This is a genomic window from Paenibacillus sp. ALE3 (assembly GCF_054113405.1).
Genome location: NZ_CM134214.1, coordinates 1,122,873 through 1,144,811, shown reverse-complemented (window position 1 = coordinate 1,144,811; position 21,939 = coordinate 1,122,873). Strand labels below are relative to the sequence as shown.

The window sequence follows — 21,939 nt, the reverse complement described above, 5'->3', positions numbered from 1 at the left end:
AATCACCTCTTTTTAATAACATCAGGGAGAGAGAAACATAAAAATCTGATCCTCCCCCTGATATTTCAGCTATTTATCAAAAATTACATCTGCATTCTCTACATCACTGCTAGAAACACCTGTACCTAATAGACTTCCTAAGCGGGTCGCTTCTCTCAGAGCATCCTTGTTAGCTTCATAAGCTGCTTTACCAACTTGTACTGCTTTACGAGCAAGGGAGGCTATTGCTTGAGGCTCAACAGCAGCACCATTTGCATTCGCGCTAATTAAAGGAGAAGAATTTCCAGAGGAAACGTCATAATCAGAAGCGTAAGAAGCGCTTAAACTTACAGTAGAGAAGGCTGTGATGGCTAGAGCCAGACTAAGTATTGTTAATTTTTTCTTCATAGATAATTCCTCCTAAAATGGTTAGTAACAAAATAATTTCAATCTCTTAGTTTTATAACTTTTTATATGACTATTATTGAATATAATTACTTATTATATCACTTCCTTCCATATTTTATATCTTATTTTCCCTTGCCAAAAATCATAAGCATAAATTTTTAGTAATTAAAATTCAAAAAATTATTTAGGATTTTAACTTATTCCATCAGGTGTCGCACTTCATTTTAAAATCCATTAAGAGAAGAAAACAGCAATCTCTACAAACTCCATCAAACTCTGTGCCTTAAATAGTTTCATGTCTACATTTGCTCTACAATTAAGGGTGATTAAAAGCAAAAACCCGCTCAATGAGCGGATTTCAGTATAAAGACGTGGGGAGTTAAACCTCTGTTCCAAACTTTTAATATACATTAATTGTTATTATCAGTGTTCTTCAAGCCATATGTATCAGACTTGAGGAGCTCTCTCCATTTATCAACTAGCCCCTCTCTTGTGTGGTGACAATGATTGCCGTATTTTGGGCCAACTATCTGGCATCCGAATTTCTATTACATCATTTCAGCAAACTGTCATTCTTAATACTTTTTTATTAAAAAGTGATCGCATCTATTTTTCACTAAAGCTTTTGGCCCATTCAGCAACCCTAAGACTACTTTCTTCTTCTGACAAATCCTCAATCCTGGTCATAATAGACCATCTTACTCCACAGGGATCCAATATACTTGCGAATCGATCACCTGAAACAAAGTTTGTAACGGGTTCCCTTACTTTCGCTCCTCTTGCTACCGCATTTTCAATGACCTGATCCACATTCATTACGTAAATTCCGAAAGAATAACACGCATTTCCTTCATCTGGCGGCAAGACCAATTGATATGTCGGATTCGCTGCTCCCAGCTGCAAAAAACCATTTCCAAAATCTAATTCCGCATGAACAATGATTTTATTGCCATTCTCATCAGGAAATTCAGTAATATCCTTAACTCTCGCATTGAAAACCGCTTTATAAAACTCTATTGCTTCCGAAGGATTCTCCACAGTAATAAACGGGGTAATAGATGTAAAGCCGTTGGGTATTCCCTTCTTTGTATATTTACCTGACACTCCCACATATTCTCTGCTTTCAGTCATTTTAACTCCTCCTTTAAATGATCGTAACAGTTCAGTTTTATGCTTAGCTTCATTGGATTGAATTCATCAATTCATAGTAATGTTTGGATGCACGAGTCTTATTAAGACTATACCAAGCCTCTAATGTTTTAGAAGAAAACACACCTAGAGCTTTCAAAACGTGTACGGAGAATTCCAACGGAGCCATTCCAGATGCAGTGATTAGTTTTCCATCCGTTACAGCAGACTCCATTTTGTAATACTTTTCGCCCGTATAGGTGGGACAGATCATTTTAAGGTATTCCAGATCATTGCTCGTATGCGAACGTGAATTCAGCAGTCCTGCCTGGGCAAGTCCCATGGTAGCACCACAAATCGCTGCAACCCATATACCTTTCTCTAAACACCTCTCAGCGACTTTTAAGATCGGTTGGTGAATGGTTTCTGTCCATGTATTTCCACCGGGTAAAATCAATAAATCCGTGCTTTCAATACTGCACTCATCCAGTTTGATGTCAGGCAGGATTTTCAATCCACCCATGGTAGTGACAGGAGTCTTCTCCATTCCCACAGTAACTATTTTGGATGGGACCAGCCCCTTTTTATAATATCTCCCCGAGTTCAGTTCGGCAGTTAAGTAACCGATCTCCCAGTCTGCCATAGTGTCAAAAACATAAAGATATACCGTACTATTCATTCACAGGTTCTCCTTATTTTATAATTTATCAAGTGATACCAACCTCGGTAACCCGTGATTATCCCCATTATAAAAAAGCTTCACTGACATCTGCTGTCAGTGAAGCTTTTAGCGCTGATAATATTCTACTAACTCCGACGCAACAGCAACTAGTTTTTCCTTCAAGCTCTGTGGTTCGATGACTTGAATGGATTTCCCATAGGGGAGGAGTAAATAAGGGACATATGTATGAAGTGATTTTTCCTCAAGCAAAAAGATGGCTTGGTTAGCGGTTCGTTCTTTCAGATGATGCCCCAAAAACCAATGCAGACATAAGTCATCCAATGCCTCTGACTTGCCTTCGATCATTAAAGAAATTAAACCGTCCTTGCCTACTAAATCAGGTAACAGATTTTGCATAAAAAATTCACGAGCCGAAAAAGCCTCAGGCCGCTTAAATAGGCTTGGAGTACGCTTAATCTGTAGAATCCGATCTGCCCGAAAGCTACGGATCTCATTCCTTAGGTGACAAAATGCAACAGTATACCATTTGTTGTTCCAGTAAACCATTCCGTAGGGGTCTATCATTCTATTCTTGGGTTGTTCTTCATGGCTTGTGCGATAATCCATTTCGACAGAGAATTCGTTGGCTACAGCCTGCTCCAATTCTGCCAATATCGGCTGAAGAGAAGGATCTCCCATGCGATTTATCACTTCAAATCCGGCTAAATGACGACTAAGTATACTTTCCTGCTCTTGATTCGAATACATTTTCAATTTTGACGTCGCATTGCTTAATGCCTCACTCAAAGGGTATCCAGCCTCTTTTGCAAAAACCGCAGCATGAAGGAGCGCCTTTTTTTCCTCCATATCAAATAGTAAAGGTGCTCTAATAAAATTATTCAGCAAGCGATACCCGCCATGATGACCCGTGTCGGATATTATAGGCACTCCACTGGCGCATAGTGCGTCAATATACCGATAAACTGTCCTTATATTTATTTCTAACTTTTCGGATATTTGTTTTGCGGTCATTTTCACACCCGAATTCAGCATCCATAAAATGGCCAGCATATTACCGTTTTTTGGCATAACATGAACCCTCCTCTCTTATTAAAGCTTAATCTTTTATAAATATCACTTTATACTCCCTCTTACCACCTATTATATGCTTTTTTCCATCTTATACTTCCCTCTCATATCTCCAAATTCCAGATTTACACATAGTAAATACCATAATGAATGGGTCATTCTGTAAACTAACTCTCTCTTTTAACCGATAAATACATATGCTGGGTTGTTTATTAAATATCACCTCTCGTTTCTTAATACCAAACAACCCTCATAATACATTACATATCAATCTTTAATCATCGTTTGTGCTCATCTGCGGCTTCTTTAATCAGAAGCGAATGCAAGATGATGTGCTTTACGTGGAACTACCCATCGCATCTAGAAAGGAGTTATGAACTCACTTGAGCGTATTATCAGCTGGGATCGGATATGAAAGCCTACGCTTTTATGGTCCCTTTCAGCCACTACACATCGAACAACTTCAAATAACACGTACCATTAATGATCATGCCTATTTACATATCAGTGGCATACTCTCCGAAGAACAGGAAGCCGCTTGTATCAGCCAAAATACGGAGCAAGAGCCGATTGTGATTCGTCAGTTGGATGATCAGGGACAATCGCTGAGAAGGCTATTCCATGGGATTGTTACACGTATGTCCGTACGCTGTGTGCGAGGCGTGTATACGTTTGAACTGGAGGCAGCTTCCCATTCATATCAGATGGATATTAAGGTAAAAAGACGCTCCTATCAAGATATTCATCGCACTTATGATGATCTGGTCACAGCACTGGTTCGAAAATATCAGTACGGAGATGCCATTGATACGGTGAGCCACTATGCCAAACTAGAGACATTTGTTTTACAATATGAGGAGACCGATTGGGCGTTTTTAAAACGCCTCGCTTCTCGCTTCGGTTCCGTACTTGTGCCAGAGGTAACCGCAGCCTCACCCAAGGTTTTCTTCGGGATGCCAGAAGGCAAGCAGCATAAGGTAGAACGGGATGTATTTTATCGTGTACGCAAAACGTTTCATGAATTGGATGCGGAAAAGCCGGGAGAACGTGCTGGCTCGTATGTCACCTATATGATTGAAAGTCTGCAATACTATGCGCTTGGCGACCTCATTACGTTACCCATTGGACAAGGTAAAGAGTTGGTCGTGGTTCGAGCAGTGACCACATTAACGGATGGATTGCTGCGTACCCGTTACGATCTCCAAGCCGAACAGAATATTCGCTATGCCCGGTATGAAAACGATCAGACCACCGGGATTTCGCTGATAGGAACGGTGCTGAAGGTACAACAGGATTTTGTACAGCTTCAACTGGACATTGACCCGAAGCAAGATCCTGCCAAAGCGTGCTGGTTTCCGGTAGCCACCCGTTATGTTGCCGAAGAACATAGCGGCTGGTACGATATGCCTGAAGTAGGAGAAGTGGTGGAATTGTATCTGCCAACACACCGCGAACAGGATGCCTATGTAACGGATTCGCTGCGACAACAACGCCACACCAATGGACAGCCGAATGTGAAGGTATGGCAACATGTGCAAGGTAGCGGCGTAGAAATGTCTGAGCATGAGCTGACTCTATCCACCTCCAGTGAATTTTCCATTACACTTCATGAAGGTAACGGCATTACCATCGGCAGTCCGGGGAATGTGCAGATTCAGGGTGGTCATGTGAAGCTCGGTGCAGGCGAGGAACTATCACTCGAAGCTGGCACGGCGCTATACTTAAAAGGTGGAGCCAGCAGCATGGTACTGGATGGTGAGACGGATACCAAGGCTCCAGTGATTTATCAGGAAGGAACGGTAAAAGCACCTGTTTTCGTTGCTGACCTCCCTCCTGTGCCTGAGCCGCCACTGATGAGCATCAAAGCCTATGAGGCCGCACAAGCTGCATCAGCAGCTAAGACATCATCGAGCAGCCAAACCTCTACCCCAAAAGCAAAAGTCACCAGTCCAGCAGAGCTTAAACAGGCGAATGCCTTGATGGGGACAGTATCCAAGCTATTAGGTTCCATTCCAGTGATGGGAAAAGCGGCCAGTGTTGTAGCAGGTGCGCTAAGTGGACCTGCGGGAGGTGTGATTCTGAGAGCAACCGCAGCGATCCCTGTTCGGAGCAAAGGAATCCCTACAGTTGGAGGCAGTAAGGGGAACGGCATTCATCCGTTGAAACACTTGGCTGGTTTGGCCATGCAAGGGTTGATTAGTCTACACGAGCATGAGGAAGCTAAACAAGCCTATTATAGCAAATGGATTCTTGGGAAAGTGTTTACGAGCGCCCGTCATATAGCGCATTCCGGTGGCACACTGGAACTAGTTCAAAACCTACTGAAAGAATCAAATGCCATGATTCATGCGTATCAGCAGGTTCCAGAAGATGTAAGAAAACGCTGGAGAGCCGCTTACGACAGCCGCATGGCACAGCAACAGCCTAAACAACAAGCTGAGAAGCCTAAGTCTTGGTGGGATCGTTACCTGGATTATACAGGTAGCAGCGCGATGATAAAAAGTCAATTAGCCATGGAGCAGGCACATGCTTCTCAAAAAACAGCAAACAGCCTAGCTGAATTATACAAAGGCATAGAGCAGGCTAATAACGTAAGGTCTCAAAATCAATTAAACTCCATTGGTGAATTTTTAGATTATTGGTCATTTGGTATACCTAAAGGATTGTATCAAGCCTATATGGAGCGCGGACGTAATCAAGGTAACTCTGGTAGTGACGCAATCAATTTTGCTACATTTGGAATAACAGAAGCTATACGCGGAGCTTTGACACCTGAAGACCCTTTGTCACCAGACCATTTGTCCAATATCATTAGTGTAGCAGCGACCATTGAGGGAGCCGGTTCATTTTTCAAGCCGAAAACTATACTAAATCCGCCAGTTAAAGAACCGGTTTATCCAAGACCTAAAATTATAAACGAAAAAACAGAGTCACCCCACCCTTCAAATTCAAAACCTAATAAAGTTGAGAAGCCAGGCGGTGTTGCTCAGGGAACAGTAAACAGATTTCCAACTAGCCGAATCGATTCTGTAATGGATCAACATTTTATTGATGAGGTCGCGAAGGCTAGAGGTCGATTGTCAAACAAATACAAAGAAACAGGTAACTTCGCATATGCAGAAGTGAAGGTGTCCGGGGTTAAGAAGGAAGACTTTTATGCCCATAGTAAAATTCATAGCTCTGCTAAAAAAATACCTGGAACTGAAGAGTTCTCTTTCAAACCCGACAATCCAAAATTCAAGGCAACTGAAGCTCCAGATGCAGAAGGAAATATATATATGAGAGATGGGGATACAGAGTATAAAATTTTAAATGATGTAGCAGATCGATTAGGTGATAACCACAATGCATCAGGAAATATCAAACTCTTCACTGAAAAAGATACATGTGGAAGTTGTAACGAAATCATCCAACAATTTGACAAAGAATATCCTAACGTTAAAATTGAGGTTATCCATAATAATAACATAACTATTAACCCTAAATAATTGAATAAGGTGGTTAAGAAATGGCTTGGAATTATGATGAGTTAATTGATAGTATTCTTGAGAATTACCAGGATTATAAAAACGAGGAAATGATGAGTAGTAAAGAAGCAATTGCAAGAACATTCTATGATTTTGAAGGATTGATGAATAGAAGTGAAACAGATAAGGCTTTAATTAATGTCGTTTACGGGGAGATATTATTAACTCTTCCAAGAGTTTTGTATACTGTTAAAAATAATTTAAGCAACAGATTATCTGAACTGGATTTTAATTTAATTGAGCAAGAACAAAAATTAACCACTGAGCAATACAGTGACTTATTTAATCGTAAGAATTTTGTATTACAAGAGTTGGAAAATAAGATGTTAGACTATTATCCAAGAGTATGTTGGTATTACGGTGAATTGACAAATGAAGTTAATGTTTTCTTTAACCAAATTTACGAAGAGAGTGTCTTGCCCGATGAAATTTTTTCTAGTGTATTTCAGCGATTTGAACGTGATTGTAAAAATACATTAAGTGAAAAAATAATCGTGTATACCACACTAGCTGAAAACTTATTAAACCAAGGACTACCAAAGATCGATGGATTAAAACTAATTAAACAAGAATTACAGCAGTTTAACATAGCAGATATTTTTGAAGAACAATTGCTAGAAAAAGAAAAATTAGAACTAGAAATGCGAATTAAAAAAGTATTAAGTCGACTTTCCTAATAGTGGAATAACTCTTTTAAAAATTCATTGAAATTTCCCCATAACTAAACGAACTAAACGAAATTTCACGAAGCTTATTTCAACTTGAATCTTAAAAGTAGGAACGAGCTTTTTTGGTACAATCGAAATCTAAGACAAAAAAGTAGAATAGTCCAGCTTGTCTGCAGACAACGATAAATTTCCATTCCTCTCTCTTAACACACGGGAGAGAGATACGAAGATTGGTTTCTCGAAACGTTACGCAAACGATTTTATCAAAAAAATAAGAATTTTTCCCTATTTTAAACAAAGATAGAGAAAACAATTAAAGACAGATGAACTTGGACTAAAAAATTGATCCTTAAATGAAGTTCCACATCCCAATAAAGAGGAATACAAATGGATCATAAAGAAATTGAGAAATTACCCGATGTATTACCAACAGAAACATTAGCGTTGATGTTTCAAAACGTATTGAATGAATTTGATACTGGTAAAATTGAGAAAGAGGATTTTTTATTAATTCTTAGTCAATTAACAGATAGACAAGTTATGACCTATGAATTATTGGAAATCGAAGTAAGAAATAGTATAGATAAGGTGCTTCACAGGTTGTCGAATACTGACTCTTATGATGATGTAGATATCATTCTTTCAATTGTTGTAAACCTCGGACTAAAAAATTGCTTTCAAAAAATTAAAGATTCAATAAATCAAGATAAGGATATAGACGAATTAATTTTAAAAGAAATTATAGAAACAATTGATGAAGTTGGTGGAAATATTTCGAATCCATATCATAGTTTAGAAAGATTCAAATAAGCCATGTCAATAGTTTGTCAATAAATTCGGATAATTTTCTGAAAAGGCTTAACATTATGGGTTTTCCACTTCATTTTCATTCAACCCAATCTAGACTCACATAAAAATGCACCCCCTAGCACTCATCGGACAAACCAAGAGGATTGATCCAATGTCTACACTAGGGGGTGCTCTTCTAATCAAGAAAATTTGCTTTACCCTTTAACTGACCCGGCTGCGATCCCTTCCACAATCCGGTCACTCATGATGAGGAACACGAGCAAAATGGGCAAAATGCTGATCATCAGCGTGGCTCCGATTGCTCCCCAGTCGGTCGTATATTGACCGATAAAGTTCTGAACGCCGACGGTCAGTGTTTTATTTTCATCAGAGCTAATGAACGTATTGACGAAAATAAACTCGTTCCAGTTGTAGATCATATTAATAATAGACGTCGTTGCCATGACGGGGGTGGTCATGGGCAGCACAATCCGGAAGAACATCCGGTTGACGGAGCAGCCGTCCATAACGGCCGCTTCTTCCACTTCACGGGGCAGAGCGTAATAGAAGCCCAGCAAGATCATCATCGTTGTTGGCAGATTAAAAGCGACATACGACAGGATGATGGATACCGAAGTATCTGTTAGATGCAGTTTGAGAAACATACTGAACAACGGGATCAAAGTGGAATGGACCGGAATCATGAGTCCGACCATAAAGAGCCCGAGGACCAGCTGACTCCCTTTCCACCGCATACGTGTAATGGCAAACGTAACAAAGCTGGCAAGCAGCACGGTCAGCGCCACAGATATGACCGTAATCCACACACTATTGAAGAAATACCGTCCGATATTGCCGCTGGTCCACACATTCATATAGTTTTCCCAATGCGGCTGGGACGGGAGTGCAAACGGTGGAAGGTTAAACACTTCCTGATTATTTTTAAGCGAAAAAAGCATCAGCCACACTAGCGGTAAAAGCTGCGTCACCGCTAAGATGATCAAAAGTATATACAAAGCGGCATAACCGACCCGAGTTAACATTTTGCCGCGAGTAGCGACTCCAAGCGGATAGTTGGCGGCTGCCTGGGTTTTCATATCCGTTCCTCCCTCTTCCTGTCCTTTGTTACCCATGATCTAATTGCATGAATGTTCTATGAATACTGGATGGTGTCACTAGTAGCGGTCACCTTGCGAATCACCCACGTAGCAACCAGACAGATGAGCAGCAGGGCAAAGGCTGTAGCGCTGCCATATCCGAAATCGAAGCTGCGGAACGCCTGGTGGTACATGTACGAAGCCATCACTTCACTGACCCCGTTCGGCCCACCGTCCGTCATGACGTAGATCAGGTCAAAATATTTGAGCGAGCCGACAATGGACAATATGATCGTCACGTTAATTACCTCGCGCAGTAGAGGCAATTTGATACGAGTCGCAATCTGCCAGGCACTGGCTCCGTCGATCCGTGCAGCCTCCATCAGCGTTTCGGGAATGTTTTTCAGCCCGGCATAATAGATCAGGATATAAAAGCCTGCATATTGCCAAATAATCGGAATGAATAAGGCAAGCAGAACCAGAGACGGATTAGCCAACCACTCGGGCGGATTGTGAACTCCGACCGATGTCAGCAAAGAATTCAGCACTCCGTTGGTCGGGTGATACATTTTGAGCCACAATTGAGCGATCGCTACAGAAGACAGCAGCATGGGAATTAAATAAATTTTCCGCAGCAGATTCGCTCCCTTGATTTTTCCTGACAGAATCATCGCAACGACCAGATAACCGATCAGACTGATGCCTGAAAACAAGGCCAGCAGCAGCGAATGCCAAGCACTTTGCCAGAATGCCGCGTCTGTGAACAAATGTTGATAGTTATCCAGCCCTACGAAAGTCATAGGGCCGATTCCATTCCACTGATTCAGGCCGTAATAGCCGGTCAGTACGATGGGCACATAAATCACGGCAAATAACAGCAGCAGGGAAGGCAACACATAGAGAGCAATGACGAGCTTATTGGACATGACCTTTTCCACGGTCATACCTCCTTAGGTGGTCAATTTCAATTTCCTTTCTCGATGGCAGCCTTATGCTGGTCGGCAAATTGTTGCGGTGTCACCGCTTTACCAAATAACGCCTGAATCATATTCAAATGTACCTGCGCTGCATTCGGCTTCATTTGTACATCAGCGAACAATGTAATGTTGCTGGCTTGGTTCAGCCCATTCAGCAGATCGACATACAGCTTGGGCAATTTTTCTTTGGAGGTGTCCACTTTCGTCGCTGGAATAACGCCCGCCTGTGTGACCGATTGCTCTCCCCATTTTTCTACGAAGTATTCCACGAACGCTTTGGCTTCTTCTTTTACTTTGGAATTTTCCGAAACAAACAAGCCGACTCCCGGACCTCCTACCCAACTGTTCTCGTTGCCCTTGCCGCCTGCAACCATCGGGAATTTAAAGAAGCCGACTTGATCTTTAAACGCTTGCGGGATTTCGGGATTAGTCGTAAAATTCGGCAGCTCCCAAGTAGCCATCAAATACATCGCCGCTTTGTCGTTCATAAACTCGGATTTTCCTTCATCATTGGACAACCCGTTAAATCCTTTGTTAAAGGCGTTCATATCCACCAGCGTCTGAATTTCGGAGGCCGCCTGAATTAAACCAGGGTCATCGAATGATCCTGAGCCGTCAATTGCTTTTTTCAGCGTTTCGCTACCTGCTATACGGTCTGCCAGATACATGTACCAAAGCGAACCCGTCCAGCGGTCTTTATTGCCCAATGCAATCGGTGCAACTCCATGATCTACAAGTGTTTTCACCACCTGCTTAAATTCATCAAATGTCGCAGGTACCTTCAAGTTGTATTTTTGGAATATGGCTTTATTGTAATAAATGGGTGTTATGTTCAATTCGATCGGAAGCGCATACGTTTTACCATCCAGCGCATAGGCATCGGTCGTTCCCGGTACGAATTTGTCCTTCAGCTTGGAACCTTGCAGCAGGTCATCCATCGGCGTAAATAATCCACCTTTAACGTAAGGCTCCATGAAACCGGCGGCCCAAGTGATGCCGATATCTGGCAATTCATTGGAAGCTGACAGCACTTTGAGTTTGTTTTTGTATTGTTCATTTTCCAGCACTTCCTGCTGAATGACGACATTCGGATGATCCTTTTGGTATTGATCTATAATCTGAGTTACAAGCTTGCTTTGCTGTGCCGAGCTTCCCTCTGGCCATAAGTGCATCATTTTGAGCGTAACCTTGCCCCCAGCTCCACTGGAACCGCCTTGCCCATCCTTACCAACACCACAACCGGACAGCACTAGCATGAATGACAGCAGCAGGGTCAACCCAGCAACCCATTTTCGATGTGAGCGCTTACGAACTGAATACTCGTTGGACATCGTTAGACCTCCGTTATTGTAATTATATTTTTTGTAACCGTTATCATTTGTAAGTTTAGCACTCTATTTCTGCTTCCAACAGGGTACGCTCATTGGGTATAATTCCACTTTTATTGGGTTGTGAGCAGCCTATATGTCAGTCGATATTCTCTGGTCCTTTACGCATCTGCTGTCTATAGCGGCTGGGACTTACCCCCTCGGTCGCTTTGAATACTTTAATAAAATATTTATCTGTCCGGTAGCCTGAGCGCTCACCGATTTGGGCAATCGTCAACTGGGTATGCAGCAGCAGCTCCTTAGCCCGTTGTATCCGTATCCTGTGCAGATATTCGCTGAAGGACAAACCACTTTGCTCCTTAAATAAAACACTAAAATAGCTCGCATTCAGGTGTGAATGCGCTGCAGTCTGCGCCATCGTAATGGGTTCGTGAAGATGCTCTGCCATAAAGGTAAAGGCTCGCCGTACCGGATCGCTAAGCGTAGTCGCTTGGAGGTCAAGCTCTAGCAGAACAGGGTCAGCCAGCTTGTCCAGCTTCTTATACCGCTGCCGTTCCTCTTCAAGTTGAAGTGCTTCATTTACCGCATTCAGCAGCTCCTGCTTATCAATCGGCTTGAGCAAATAATTAACGGCTCCGAGACGAAGCGCCTGCTGGACATAATCAAACTCCGCATATCCCGAGATCACAATGATCGCCGGACGATATGACTCCCGTTCCAGAGAGCGGATTAAATCCAGCCCGCTGAATTCCGGCAAACGGACATCTGTAATCAGCAGATGAACCCTCTCCGCTTGCAGCATATGTAATGCCTCCAGGCCATTCCCCGATGTCATAATTCGGTATTTCCCGGAGGCCCACTGCTCCAGTGTCTGATGTATCCCCTGACGTGTTCTTTGTTCATCGTCCACAATAACAATGGTCTTGGATGAAAAACTCATTCCTACCGCCCCCCGTATTCATCAGGAATTTCAAAAGCGACCACCGTTCCTTCCTGCACAGCACTGTAGATCAGCACGCCGTCCGTTGGATAAGATGCACTGTCATAATAGAGAGCAAGCCTGCGCTGCACATTAACCAGTCCCATACCAGTTCCCTTGCTCTGACAGGCAGATCCCTCGATCAACGCTGTACGCACAGCTGCAAGTTCCTCCTGTGTCATTCCAGGTCCGTTATCTACAACCTCGATCCTAGTCCAACCCAACCTCGCCGAAGGAGTGATTCGAATTTCAACACGGCCATTGCCGATACGATTTTCGACACCGTGTAAGATTGCATTTTCTAGAATGGGCTGGATCAGCAGCTTAGGAAGCGGAATGCTTGATGCCTCTGGTGGCATATGAATTTGCCAGCTCAGACGTTCGCCCAGACGCATCTCCATCAATTCCAGATAACGACGGACTTGTGCTATTTCTTCCCCAAGTGTCACCCAAGAGTCATGGTGAGCCGGTTCGATCACATAACGAAACAGCCGCGACATGGACACCATCAGCCCGGCAAGCTCCTCCTCTCCTTTTTCTTGCAGCGACCAATTGAATGCATCTAGCGTATTAAAAAGAAAATGCGGGTTGATCTGCGCTTGCAGTGCTTTAAGCTCGGTCTGGCTTTGTAAAGCCTCCTTCTCGCAAATGACACGGATCAATTCATTGATATCGACAATCATCGTGTTGTACTCTGCATTTAATTCCCGTAATTCAACCGCTGCTGCAGGTTCAGGATTCAAGGCCAACGCTCCTTCCCGTGAACGGCGCATCGCCTGAATCAAGTGACCTATCGGTCTGGTAATCAACGTTGACAGCATAAAGGACATGAACAGGAATAACACGGCACCTAGAGACGCCGAAATAATAAGTGTCGTCCGTAAAACCGTAATTCCGTCTGTGACGACGCTAACTGGAATCAGGATCAGCAGCGACCAGCCAGTCCGTTCCGATTGCTGAACTGCCTTCACATACTCGCGCTCTCCAATATGAACCGTCTGTGTCTTGCTGTGCAATACATCTAACAAATTAGTCTGACTCATAGGCTCACCCGACAGCAGCTGCCCTCGGCGATCTACAAGCAGCATAGTTTCATTTGCTTCTTCATGGGTCGCTGACGTACCATTTAGCCCAAAATAACTTCGTTCCATGCGGGTAATCAGATATCCTCCGCGTGAAAACCAGCGATCCACCAGGCTCACCTGCCGAATCGCCAGCAGCGACTGGGGATTTTCAGGATCTATGCCGATCCAGACCAGCCTGCCTTTCATCTCATTTGCTTCCCGAATGTCCGCCTGTCCGATACGATCCTCCAGACTGCCTTCTCTAATCGGAAACAACATCTTCCCTTCAGCGGTATACAGCTCCAGCGAGCCAACGCTTGGCATATAAGCCTGATAGCTATGCATCACTTGCAGTAGCGATTGACGCTGTCCGAAAGTCACCTTGCCCCCATTACGCTCCTCCAGCAAAATATGCTGAACAGATGGATGATTCGCCACTTGTTCCGTCAGGCTGTCCATCTGGCCGATTAATGCATCCAGTCTGCCGCTTGCTTGTACTGCGGTTTGACCAATATGCCGTTCGGCACTGTCTTTCAACAGGTGAGAGACATTAAGATAAATAAACGCTCCCGCCACACTCATCATAATGAGCATTACCAATATAAAGCCGATAAAGATCTGATTACGCAACGTGTTTAATGGTTGAAACCTTGAACGCATAAGCCTTCTCCCCCTGAATCATCGCAGAAAAGCTGATAATGATAACGCTTTCTATTTTTCTATTCTAGCGCATCGTTCCCCTTTGTTGGCATCTTTTTAGCAGAGATTAATTAAAACGGCCAGCCCTCTTTGAAATCATTGCGTTTGATAATAACACGTAATAACGATATATATTAAAAAAGCCTTAACAAAGATAACACCTTATCCTTGTTAAGACTTGGTTTGCATTACCAAAGCAGTCCTCAGAAGTACATCAATGGCAGGGTTCATGCATTATCTTGTCGATAACGAAGCCCATTTTTGCTCCAGCCACTGATCGAATTCAGTACCCTTGTTGCCTTCATAGATATCATAAATATCGACTCTCATCTTACGCAGCTTCTCGCGAAAATCATTATAGGTATGGTCGGCTGGCAGGCTTTTTTTAATCCGCACCAGTATCTTCGTCAGCCCCTTAACAAGCTCACCCTCTTTGCGCACAGGTGGCTGTACGTTTTCGCCCCATTCCTGTAGCTTGTGGTAAGCAGCTTCCTGAACGACATATACCATATCATTATTCATTCGGTGCGTCAGCAAGTCAATCGTCTGCTGGTTCTTCCATGCACCCAGATCATTCACCGCTGCTAGACGCGCTTTCCAATCGGAGGTTCGGTTTGCAGCCACCTTAAGCTGCTCATATACTTCTGCAAATTCCTGCTGAGTTTCGTTGTTTTCCAAAATAATCTCATCCTTTTCTAAAAATCACTACACTGCTGTTCATCACGATTGCCGTTTGTTAAATATAACATACTTGCTGGTCTTCTACTAAAAAAGATCATTATGAAGTGCATTGGACCCACAGCCAATAATATGAACAAAAAAGAACCCAAGGCTCCGCCTCAGGCTCACTGGTGCAGATTAACAACTGAAAACCTGCGTTGGTACAGTTTTTTATATTCGGCATGCTCGATAATAGCCATATTTAGTAAGAAAATTTATAGAAAATCGGCACGTGCTGGTGTAAATGCATCTAGCAAAATTCCGTCATCCTCCAGCGGGATACAGCCATGAAGAGTGTCGGATGGAAAATGGATGCTGTCTCCTTCTTTAACAGTCTGTACTTCCTTGGTTTGCCCATTATCGATCATGAACTTAAAGCTTCCCTTCAAAACATAAGTAACTTGTTCATGGGCATGCTTATGCAACAGGATCTCCCCAGTTTGGGCTTTAGCAAACATCACTTTGACATACATAAGCTGGTCACTGTGGGCCAGCACTTTCCGGGTCGTATTACTGTCTACTGTATCCATTTGAATATCTTGGTCATTAAAAAACATGAATCATTCCTCCTTATTTAGAACCCAATTTATTTAGATGAGTATTTTTAAAGATTCATAAATCGATTTAGTTTAAAACCAGCGGAAAATAAGCCAAAGTAATCCGGAAAGGGTTGTAAAGTCGGGATCGGCGAATGTCACTCCGTCGGCACCCAAAAAAGAAAAGAGCGGCAAGGTGAGAGCCGGCAGCAAACAGAGCAAGAATCCATTAAGACAACTGGAAATGACTGCCCCTCTAAAACCACCGCTGGAATTGCCAAATATCGCGGCTGCACCGCCAGCGAGAAAACAGGCCATGATCCCCGGTACAATAACAGGCAGTCCGATAAGCGGGAAAACAAAAACGCAGGCCACACCTGTGAAAAAGCTGATCAAGAAGCCTACCAACGCGGAATTGGGTGATTTGTCGAACAGTACCAGAACATCCACCCCAGGAACTGCTCCAGGTGCGAACACTTGGGAGAACCCCTTGAAAGCGGGTACAATTTCAGTCGTGAACAGCTTAACACCTGCTTTTGCGATATACAAGCCAGCAGCAAAAGTGGCTGATTGTTCGAGGATAAAGACGAGGTATTCTTTGCCGTTAGATAATTTGCTGACATATTCAGAACCAGCAACCAGTCCAGATACCAACAAAAGCACCAGCATCGTCAAGGTTGTTGCGACATTGGGATCACGCAAAAAACTGATGCGGTCATTTATTTTTACATTTTCGGTGTCATGTTCACGATTGCCTAAAACTTTTCCTAAATAGGTACCGAGAATGTAAGAAGTCATGGAAGCATGAGCAATTGTATATTCATCCGATTTGATAATATTTTTGCTGGCATTTCGGAGCAGGTAAGGAAACACTGCCATATAGCTCCCAATGACCAAGGAACCAACGATGATTGTAGTTAGCGAACTGAGACCCAGACCTTTCATAACGGCTGTAGCGGCAAAGCTCATGAACAAAATCAAGTGGAGAGACAAATAAATGTACTTGAACTTGGTCAGGCGCGCAAGCACGATGTTAAGGTTCATGGAAAAAAGTAGAATGAGCGCAGCATCCGCCCCGATCTGATCAATGGTCAGGGCCATGATAGCTTCATTGCTTGGTACGACACCTTTAAGGTTGAACGCAAAAGAAAATATTTGGCTGAAGTTGGTGAGCACGCCTCCTAAAATTCCGCCGCCGACCTTAATCATGGTAAAGCCCATGAAAGAAAGGGTGGTTCCGGTTATGATCTCGGATACTTTCTTCCTCTGGAATATGAGACCGAGTAATGTCACAATCGCAATAATGATGGATGGCTCCCTGATAATGCTCATAAACATTTCCATAATGATCCCGACCTTCTTTTCTTTTATTTTTCATTCTTACTAAATCGATTTAGTAATGCTTGAAAAAAATTTTCCCTTCCGGGAATGTAAAAAGAAGTAGAACTGATTTTTTTGTGAATTATATCACAAATCCAATCATAAATTTCCGTTTATGGTTCACTCCTCTCCTCTATTAAGTTGCAGTCATCACTACACTCAACACTACCAGAAAGGGTATTCATGACTCGAATCATAAGATCATTATAGCTCTTTATTTTCCTTTTACAATAGAATTCATAAAAACGTTTTCAAAAAAGAAAAAAATACTTATTCCAATTATTCAATTTAACTTTTGGACAGATTCTCTGTGGTTAATGACCGGATTTAATCGGATGATGTCTGACAGCTGCTCATGCTTCTGCTCTTTATGATCAATTTTATCGAGCAGTAGCCTCGCACTTCTTCTCCCCATTTCAAAACTCGGCTGGGAAACGGTAGTGATCGGCGGATTATAAAAAGATGCAAAGGATACATCATCTATCCCAATCAAGGAAAAATCATTAGGTATGGTCAGATGATTATTTTTGGCATAGATCAGCACCTGCTCCAAAATCATGTCATTCGTAGCAATGATTGCGGTGGGCGGGCTCTCCATGTAAAATAGTTGTCTAATAAGATCAGGCATTTCATCCAGCCTGCCGCTTTTGATATAGTTTTCATGCATGGATATATCATGTTTGCCGAGCGTATTTCTATAGCCGGACAGCCGCTCACTTCGTGTGGTAATTGCTTTTTTGCCTAGGGGAAACGTGATGATGCCGATATTTTTGTGACCATGCTCAATCAGTGCTTCAACCGCAAGCTCGCTAGCTTTTTCATTATTTAACAGCACCGTGTCTACGTTGATTTCATCGATTTTTCGGTCCACAAACACGAACGGATAGCCACTTTTGACAAGGGAAACATATAATTTTTTGTTCTCTTCTGTCGGAAAAATAATAAGTCCATCCACTTGCCGAGCGATCATCGACTGGACGTACTTTTTCTCTTTGAGCGAATCATCATCAGTATTGCAGACAATGACCTGGACATTTTCCAGTTGGCATTCATCTTCAATTGCGCGCACGATTTCTGTTGTAAATCTCGACAAAATAGTTGAAGAAATAACCCCCACAATAAAGGTCTTCTTTTGCTTGAGACTGCGCGCCACCTCATTGGGAATATAACTGAGCTCCTCAATCGCTTGCTCAATCTTCTTCTTGGTGCTTTCACTCATATAGTTGTATCTTTTATTCAGAAACTGTGAAACTGTGCTCTTCGACACCCCTGCACGTTCTGCGACTTCTTTCATCGTGGTTACCATGATTCCCCCCCTTTCTATATTGCGTATTAGGCATGTGTTCATTTTCAACTCTGTATGTACTCTACAACCTGTATGTAATGTGAATTTCCTTTATTATATACCTTCTTTTACAGGAGGAAAATATAATAAATGTGAGTTGGAACGTGCCTCACCCCATAATTCAGCCCCACAAATGCTAGACCCCCTAACCTAAATATCCCTTGTCGCAAAACTAATAATTTTGAACGAAATCTTAAAAATATACAAATTTTATGAACTTGTTTGATGGAAGATTTGAACATAAAATGGAACTGTAATCGGTTACAATATCATTTATATAAAGGAGGAAGCAAGAATCATGAAGAAAAAAGGGTTGAAAAAAACATTTTTCGTCATTGCCTCCCTCGTCATGGGCTTCACACTGTATGGGTACACTCCACCTTCGGCAGATGCAGCCAGCGTGAAAGGATATTATCATACCCAAGGAAACAAGATTGTAGATGAATCCGGGAAAGAGGCCGCATTTAACGGTCTGAACTGGTTTGGTCTGGAAACCCCTAATTACACTTTGCATGGACTATGGAGCCGCTCAATGGACGACATGCTGGATCAGGTGAAGAAGGAAGGTTATAATCTCATCCGTCTGCCTTACAGCAATCAGTTATTGGATTCCAGCTCTCGTCCGGACAGTATTGATTACTACAAAAATCCTGATCTGGTCGGATTGACTCCGATTCAAATTATGGACAAGCTGATCGAAAAAGCTGGACAACGCGGTATTCAGATTATCCTTGACCGTCACCGCCCAGGCTCAGGTGGACAATCCGAGCTATGGTATACCTCTCAGTACCCTGAGTCCCGCTGGATCAGCGACTGGAAGATGTTGGCTGAACGTTATAAAAACAATCCTACCGTCATTGGTGCAGATTTACACAACGAACCGCACGGTCAGGCAAGCTGGGGAACAGGCGATGTTTCCACAGACTGGCGTCTCGCGGCGCAGCGTGCAGGGAATGCCATTCTGTCTGTGAATCCGAATTGGCTGATTTTGGTAGAAGGTGTGGACCATAATGTACAAGGCAACAACAGCCAATATTGGTGGGGCGGCAACCTGACAGGTGTAGCCAACTATCCTGTCGTTCTGGACGTACCGAACCGTGTCGTCTATTCACCACATGACTACGGTCCTGGTGTGTCTTCGCAGCCATGGTTCAACGATTCAACCTTCCCGTCCAACCTGCCAGCAATCTGGGATCAAACCTGGGGCTACATCAGTAAGCAAAACATAGCTCCGGTGCTGGTCGGTGAATTCGGCGGTCGCAATGTTGATTCGTCTTCCGCTGAGGGTAAATGGCAAAATGCACTCGTAGACTATATTGGTGCCAACAACCTGTACTTTACGTATTGGTCCCTGAATCCGAATAGCGGCGATACAGGTGGTCTGCTGCTGGATGACTGGGTTACCTGGAACCGTCCGAAGCAGGACATGCTGAGCCGGATTATGAAGCCTGTAAATTTCATAGCAGAGCAAGTGAAAGCAAGCGCCGAATAGGCACAGAACTTCAATCCGTTTATTAAAAAAGCCGATTTTTCCTCCTTCAGTCCAGCTTGTGCTGGGACTACGAAAAGGTGGAGAAACGGCTTTTTTCATTTTCCAGTTTTACACATTGTAAATTCCCTAATGAATGGGTCATATTGTAAACTAAATCTCTCTTTTAACCGATAAATACATATGTTGGATGTGAAAATCATTTCGACGAGAGACTCACCATGAACGTAAACATAATTAGGAAGGAAGTTTTCATGTGATTATTTGGAAGGGCTTTGGTATTTTAAATATCATTATTCCAGGAATTTTATTCGTTATTGTCGGCAGTTTAGTATCCGCTCTTGGGCTTGACTCCATAGATTCCCGGCTGCCGATGGCTTTTGTGTTCATTGTGTCGGGAGTTATTATCTGGTATTTGGGTAAAGCACTTAACGCCGACTCGGACAAGGTGCTCGTTGATATGGAAACAGGACAACGCTATCGAATGGGAACCCAGCACAGTCTGTTTTTTATCCCTATGCATTATTGGGGCCCTGCCGGTCTAGCGATCGGATTTATTTTAATCGTTGCATCGATATTTATATAACGTTGATTGTAAAACATGAGCTATTCCAAACACCACAATGCGAGCCAGTTGCTCCACTGTGGTGTTTTTTCCTTATGTAGATCGATTATGATCAGATACTCCCCTGGTTTATTTGTGATAAAGCTTTTCTCACAAGCTGATCAGCTTGTCGAGTGGTCTCAGGTAAGCGATATTGTGGACAAAGCTTTAATATCCAGTTGCAGGCCGTTTCTAATGAAATACGATGTCCTACGGATACAAACAGAGGTTTAATGTTGTCCTGGGTTCTTAACGCCCTACCGATAATTTCCTCACGATCCATTAATAACGAACATGTCCCTCGTTCTCGAGATGGCTCTTCGAATTCACCCCATAGCCTCGTTTTACCACATCCAATTGTAGGAATATCAAATATAACACCTAAATGACTGGCTAATCCGAATCGTCTAGGATGGGCAATTCCTTGTCCATCACAGACCACCAGTTGGGGAGAGGTCTTGATTTGCTTCAATGCTTTTACTATAGGCGGTAGCTCCCTGAATGAAAACAATCCGGGGATGTAGGGAAAATGGACAGCATCTTCAACCACTATGGATTCCACTACTTGTAATGAGCTAGCATCTAAAATCACGATGGCCGCAACTAAGAGATCACTTTGTTCACTGTATGCCACGTCTACCCCAGCAACATATTGAATTTCAGGGAATCGATCTTCTTTTGTAACTTTTAAAGATAACTCCTGCTGTAATTTCACCGCTTCTTTTTCATTTAGATCCCATTCATGATTTATGATTGGTTCCATTTTTCTGTGCCTCATTTCTATCCTCTTAGAATGTAGTTTTCCAAATGTCCTCTATATGTTAATGGATCAGCGTGTTTGCTATTGAGATGGCGAAAACCTAGCTCATGCTTCGTCCTAGCTGCTCAACCTTGCTCAGCCATTCGTTACGCTGTTGCTCTGTCCTCTTATTCATGAGATCAATGGTTGTAGAACGTACTGGTTTGACTCCACATAAATGTAACGTGGAATCCTTCATCATCCGGTGCCCAGGCTGTCCTTGGAAAAATCGGTAATACCAGTGCGGACCATCCATCGTGCTGATAAGGCGGGCTGTTCTTCCCTTTAAAAGCTTGTCAGGCAAGGGTTTTCCTTTTTGATATTTAAACGCGAATCCCGGCATAAAGGTACGGTCAATAAATCCCTTCATTAACGCAGGCAAACTGCCCCACCAGATCGGAAAGACAAAAACGAGATGTTCTGCCCATTTAATCCATTCCTGTGCTTGAATCAAATCAGGTTCAAGCGGCAATTTATTCCGATATCCACCTGATAGATTTGGATTAAACTCCAACGCGGACAGCTGCAATAAGCGAACCTCAGCCCCTGCGCCTTCGGCTCCTTTTACATAGGCTTGAGCCAGCGCTTCTCCATAACTGTCAGCGACCGGATTCCCCTGAATCACCAATATTTTTTTAGACATATAAGCCACTTCCTACCTTCATATTATGAT

The 21,939-nt window shown here is 43.0% G+C and carries 20 protein-coding genes; 5 read left to right on the top strand and 15 right to left on the bottom strand.

Annotation, left to right across the window (positions count from 1 at the left end; genetic code table 11):
* Positions 1 to 69 precede the first annotated feature (69 nt).
* The 4 genes from ACXHJ2_RS05190 to ACXHJ2_RS05175 all read right to left on the bottom strand — a co-directional run bounded on the left by ACXHJ2_RS05190 (position 70) and on the right by ACXHJ2_RS05175 (position 3,265).
* Complete coding sequence (locus ACXHJ2_RS05190) at positions 70 to 387, bottom strand: hypothetical protein (RefSeq protein ID WP_013372457.1); 318 nt, start codon at positions 385 to 387, stop codon at positions 70 to 72.
* A 606-nt stretch (positions 388 to 993) separates the two neighbouring features.
* Positions 994 to 1,518 carry a VOC family protein gene (locus ACXHJ2_RS05185; protein ID WP_165081831.1) on the bottom strand — a complete coding sequence of 175 codons (525 nt, stop codon included), beginning with the start codon at positions 1,516 to 1,518 and terminating at the stop codon, positions 994 to 996.
* A 49-nt stretch (positions 1,519 to 1,567) separates the two neighbouring features.
* Positions 1,568 to 2,194: a type 1 glutamine amidotransferase family protein gene (locus tag ACXHJ2_RS05180; protein ID WP_165081829.1), complete on the bottom strand. Its 627-nt coding sequence runs from the start codon at positions 2,192 to 2,194 to the stop codon at positions 1,568 to 1,570.
* Between the two features lie 108 nt (positions 2,195 to 2,302).
* Positions 2,303 to 3,265, bottom strand: coding sequence for a helix-turn-helix transcriptional regulator (locus ACXHJ2_RS05175; RefSeq protein ID WP_165081827.1), 963 nt, complete (start codon positions 3,263 to 3,265; stop codon positions 2,303 to 2,305).
* Between the two features lie 383 nt (positions 3,266 to 3,648).
* Here ACXHJ2_RS05175 and ACXHJ2_RS05170 point away from each other — a divergent pair, with 383 nt between their 5' ends.
* The 3 genes from ACXHJ2_RS05170 (at position 3,649) to ACXHJ2_RS05160 (ending at position 8,270) form a co-directional block, all read left to right on the top strand.
* On the top strand, positions 3,649 to 6,753 hold the full coding sequence (locus ACXHJ2_RS05170; protein ID WP_165081825.1) for a deaminase domain-containing protein: 3,105 nt from the start codon (positions 3,649 to 3,651) through the stop codon (positions 6,751 to 6,753).
* A gap of 20 nt (positions 6,754 to 6,773) precedes the next feature.
* On the top strand, positions 6,774 to 7,469 hold the full coding sequence (locus tag ACXHJ2_RS05165) for an Imm3 family immunity protein (protein ID WP_165081823.1): 696 nt from the start codon (positions 6,774 to 6,776) through the stop codon (positions 7,467 to 7,469).
* A gap of 378 nt (positions 7,470 to 7,847) precedes the next feature.
* On the top strand, positions 7,848 to 8,270 hold the full coding sequence (locus tag ACXHJ2_RS05160; RefSeq protein WP_165081822.1) for a hypothetical protein: 423 nt from the start codon (positions 7,848 to 7,850) through the stop codon (positions 8,268 to 8,270).
* A gap of 194 nt (positions 8,271 to 8,464) precedes the next feature.
* Here the strand turns inward: ACXHJ2_RS05160 and ACXHJ2_RS05155 are convergent, their stop codons facing one another.
* The 9 genes from ACXHJ2_RS05155 to ACXHJ2_RS05115 all read right to left on the bottom strand — a co-directional run bounded on the left by ACXHJ2_RS05155 (position 8,465) and on the right by ACXHJ2_RS05115 (position 18,335).
* Positions 8,465 to 9,346, bottom strand: a complete 882-nt coding sequence (locus ACXHJ2_RS05155) for a carbohydrate ABC transporter permease (RefSeq protein ID WP_043886031.1) — start codon at positions 9,344 to 9,346, stop codon at positions 8,465 to 8,467.
* Positions 9,347 to 9,402: 56 nt separating this feature from the next.
* Positions 9,403 to 10,284, bottom strand: coding sequence for a carbohydrate ABC transporter permease (locus ACXHJ2_RS05150; RefSeq protein WP_165081821.1), 882 nt, complete (start codon positions 10,282 to 10,284; stop codon positions 9,403 to 9,405).
* Positions 10,285 to 10,310: 26 nt separating this feature from the next.
* The gene (locus ACXHJ2_RS05145; RefSeq protein ID WP_013372489.1) at positions 10,311 to 11,654 is read right to left on the bottom strand and encodes an extracellular solute-binding protein; all 1,344 of its coding nucleotides are present in this window, start codon (positions 11,652 to 11,654) and stop codon (positions 10,311 to 10,313) included.
* A 136-nt stretch (positions 11,655 to 11,790) separates the two neighbouring features.
* Positions 11,791 to 12,591: a response regulator gene (locus ACXHJ2_RS05140; protein ID WP_165081820.1), complete on the bottom strand. Its 801-nt coding sequence runs from the start codon at positions 12,589 to 12,591 to the stop codon at positions 11,791 to 11,793.
* Between the two features lie 2 nt (positions 12,592 to 12,593).
* On the bottom strand, positions 12,594 to 14,354 hold the full coding sequence (locus ACXHJ2_RS05135; RefSeq protein WP_165081819.1) for a cache domain-containing sensor histidine kinase: 1,761 nt from the start codon (positions 14,352 to 14,354) through the stop codon (positions 12,594 to 12,596).
* Positions 14,355 to 14,627: 273 nt separating this feature from the next.
* On the bottom strand, positions 14,628 to 15,071 hold the full coding sequence (locus ACXHJ2_RS05130) for a HEAT repeat domain-containing protein (protein WP_165081818.1): 444 nt from the start codon (positions 15,069 to 15,071) through the stop codon (positions 14,628 to 14,630).
* A 257-nt stretch (positions 15,072 to 15,328) separates the two neighbouring features.
* Positions 15,329 to 15,670, bottom strand: coding sequence for a cupin domain-containing protein (locus ACXHJ2_RS05125; RefSeq protein ID WP_040103134.1), 342 nt, complete (start codon positions 15,668 to 15,670; stop codon positions 15,329 to 15,331).
* Positions 15,671 to 15,742: 72 nt separating this feature from the next.
* Positions 15,743 to 16,981 (bottom strand): PTS ascorbate transporter subunit IIC, encoded by a 1,239-nt coding sequence (locus ACXHJ2_RS05120; protein ID WP_238791571.1) that lies wholly within the window; start codon positions 16,979 to 16,981, stop codon positions 15,743 to 15,745.
* Between the two features lie 331 nt (positions 16,982 to 17,312).
* The gene (locus tag ACXHJ2_RS05115) at positions 17,313 to 18,335 is read right to left on the bottom strand and encodes a substrate-binding domain-containing protein (protein WP_165081816.1); all 1,023 of its coding nucleotides are present in this window, start codon (positions 18,333 to 18,335) and stop codon (positions 17,313 to 17,315) included.
* A 337-nt stretch (positions 18,336 to 18,672) separates the two neighbouring features.
* On the opposite strand from ACXHJ2_RS05115, the gene ACXHJ2_RS05110 reads away from it, so the two are divergent.
* Together ACXHJ2_RS05110 and ACXHJ2_RS05105 are read left to right on the top strand one after the other, a co-directional pair.
* On the top strand, positions 18,673 to 19,866 hold the full coding sequence (locus ACXHJ2_RS05110; RefSeq protein WP_013372496.1) for a glycoside hydrolase family 5 protein: 1,194 nt from the start codon (positions 18,673 to 18,675) through the stop codon (positions 19,864 to 19,866).
* 253 nt (positions 19,867 to 20,119) lie between these two features.
* Positions 20,120 to 20,449: a hypothetical protein gene (locus tag ACXHJ2_RS05105; RefSeq protein ID WP_013372497.1), complete on the top strand. Its 330-nt coding sequence runs from the start codon at positions 20,120 to 20,122 to the stop codon at positions 20,447 to 20,449.
* 91 nt (positions 20,450 to 20,540) lie between these two features.
* Here the strand turns inward: ACXHJ2_RS05105 and nfi are convergent, their stop codons facing one another.
* The gene (gene nfi / locus ACXHJ2_RS05100; protein WP_165081815.1) at positions 20,541 to 21,245 is read right to left on the bottom strand and encodes a deoxyribonuclease V; all 705 of its coding nucleotides are present in this window, start codon (positions 21,243 to 21,245) and stop codon (positions 20,541 to 20,543) included.
* Positions 21,246 to 21,327: 82 nt separating this feature from the next.
* Positions 21,328 to 21,909 carry an NAD(P)H-dependent oxidoreductase gene (locus ACXHJ2_RS05095; RefSeq protein ID WP_025676090.1) on the bottom strand — a complete coding sequence of 194 codons (582 nt, stop codon included), beginning with the start codon at positions 21,907 to 21,909 and terminating at the stop codon, positions 21,328 to 21,330.
* Positions 21,910 to 21,939 lie beyond the last annotated feature (30 nt).

Bases quoted from the DNA above. Each gene is read 5' to 3' on its own strand.
- nfi (WP_165081815.1), bottom strand. From the start codon at position 21,245: ATGAGGCACAGAAAAATGGAACCAATCATAAATCATGAATGGGATCTA.
- ACXHJ2_RS05120 (WP_238791571.1), bottom strand. From the start codon at position 16,981: ATGAGCATTATCAGGGAGCCATCCATCATTATTGCGATTGTGACATTA.
- ACXHJ2_RS05125 (WP_040103134.1), bottom strand. From the start codon at position 15,670: ATGTTTTTTAATGACCAAGATATTCAAATGGATACAGTAGACAGTAAT.
- ACXHJ2_RS05095 (WP_025676090.1), bottom strand. From the start codon at position 21,909: ATGTCTAAAAAAATATTGGTGATTCAGGGGAATCCGGTCGCTGACAGT.
- ACXHJ2_RS05160 (WP_165081822.1), top strand. From the start codon at position 7,848: ATGGATCATAAAGAAATTGAGAAATTACCCGATGTATTACCAACAGAA.
- ACXHJ2_RS05175 (WP_165081827.1), bottom strand. From the start codon at position 3,265: ATGCCAAAAAACGGTAATATGCTGGCCATTTTATGGATGCTGAATTCG.
- ACXHJ2_RS05190 (WP_013372457.1), bottom strand. From the start codon at position 387: ATGAAGAAAAAATTAACAATACTTAGTCTGGCTCTAGCCATCACAGCC.
- ACXHJ2_RS05140 (WP_165081820.1), bottom strand. From the start codon at position 12,591: ATGAGTTTTTCATCCAAGACCATTGTTATTGTGGACGATGAACAAAGA.
- ACXHJ2_RS05110 (WP_013372496.1), top strand. From the start codon at position 18,673: ATGAAGAAAAAAGGGTTGAAAAAAACATTTTTCGTCATTGCCTCCCTC.
- ACXHJ2_RS05155 (WP_043886031.1), bottom strand. From the start codon at position 9,346: ATGAAAACCCAGGCAGCCGCCAACTATCCGCTTGGAGTCGCTACTCGC.
- ACXHJ2_RS05115 (WP_165081816.1), bottom strand. From the start codon at position 18,335: ATGGTAACCACGATGAAAGAAGTCGCAGAACGTGCAGGGGTGTCGAAG.
- ACXHJ2_RS05135 (WP_165081819.1), bottom strand. From the start codon at position 14,354: ATGCGTTCAAGGTTTCAACCATTAAACACGTTGCGTAATCAGATCTTT.
- ACXHJ2_RS05180 (WP_165081829.1), bottom strand. From the start codon at position 2,194: ATGAATAGTACGGTATATCTTTATGTTTTTGACACTATGGCAGACTGG.
- ACXHJ2_RS05145 (WP_013372489.1), bottom strand. From the start codon at position 11,654: ATGTCCAACGAGTATTCAGTTCGTAAGCGCTCACATCGAAAATGGGTT.
- ACXHJ2_RS05185 (WP_165081831.1), bottom strand. From the start codon at position 1,518: ATGACTGAAAGCAGAGAATATGTGGGAGTGTCAGGTAAATATACAAAG.
- ACXHJ2_RS05165 (WP_165081823.1), top strand. From the start codon at position 6,774: ATGGCTTGGAATTATGATGAGTTAATTGATAGTATTCTTGAGAATTAC.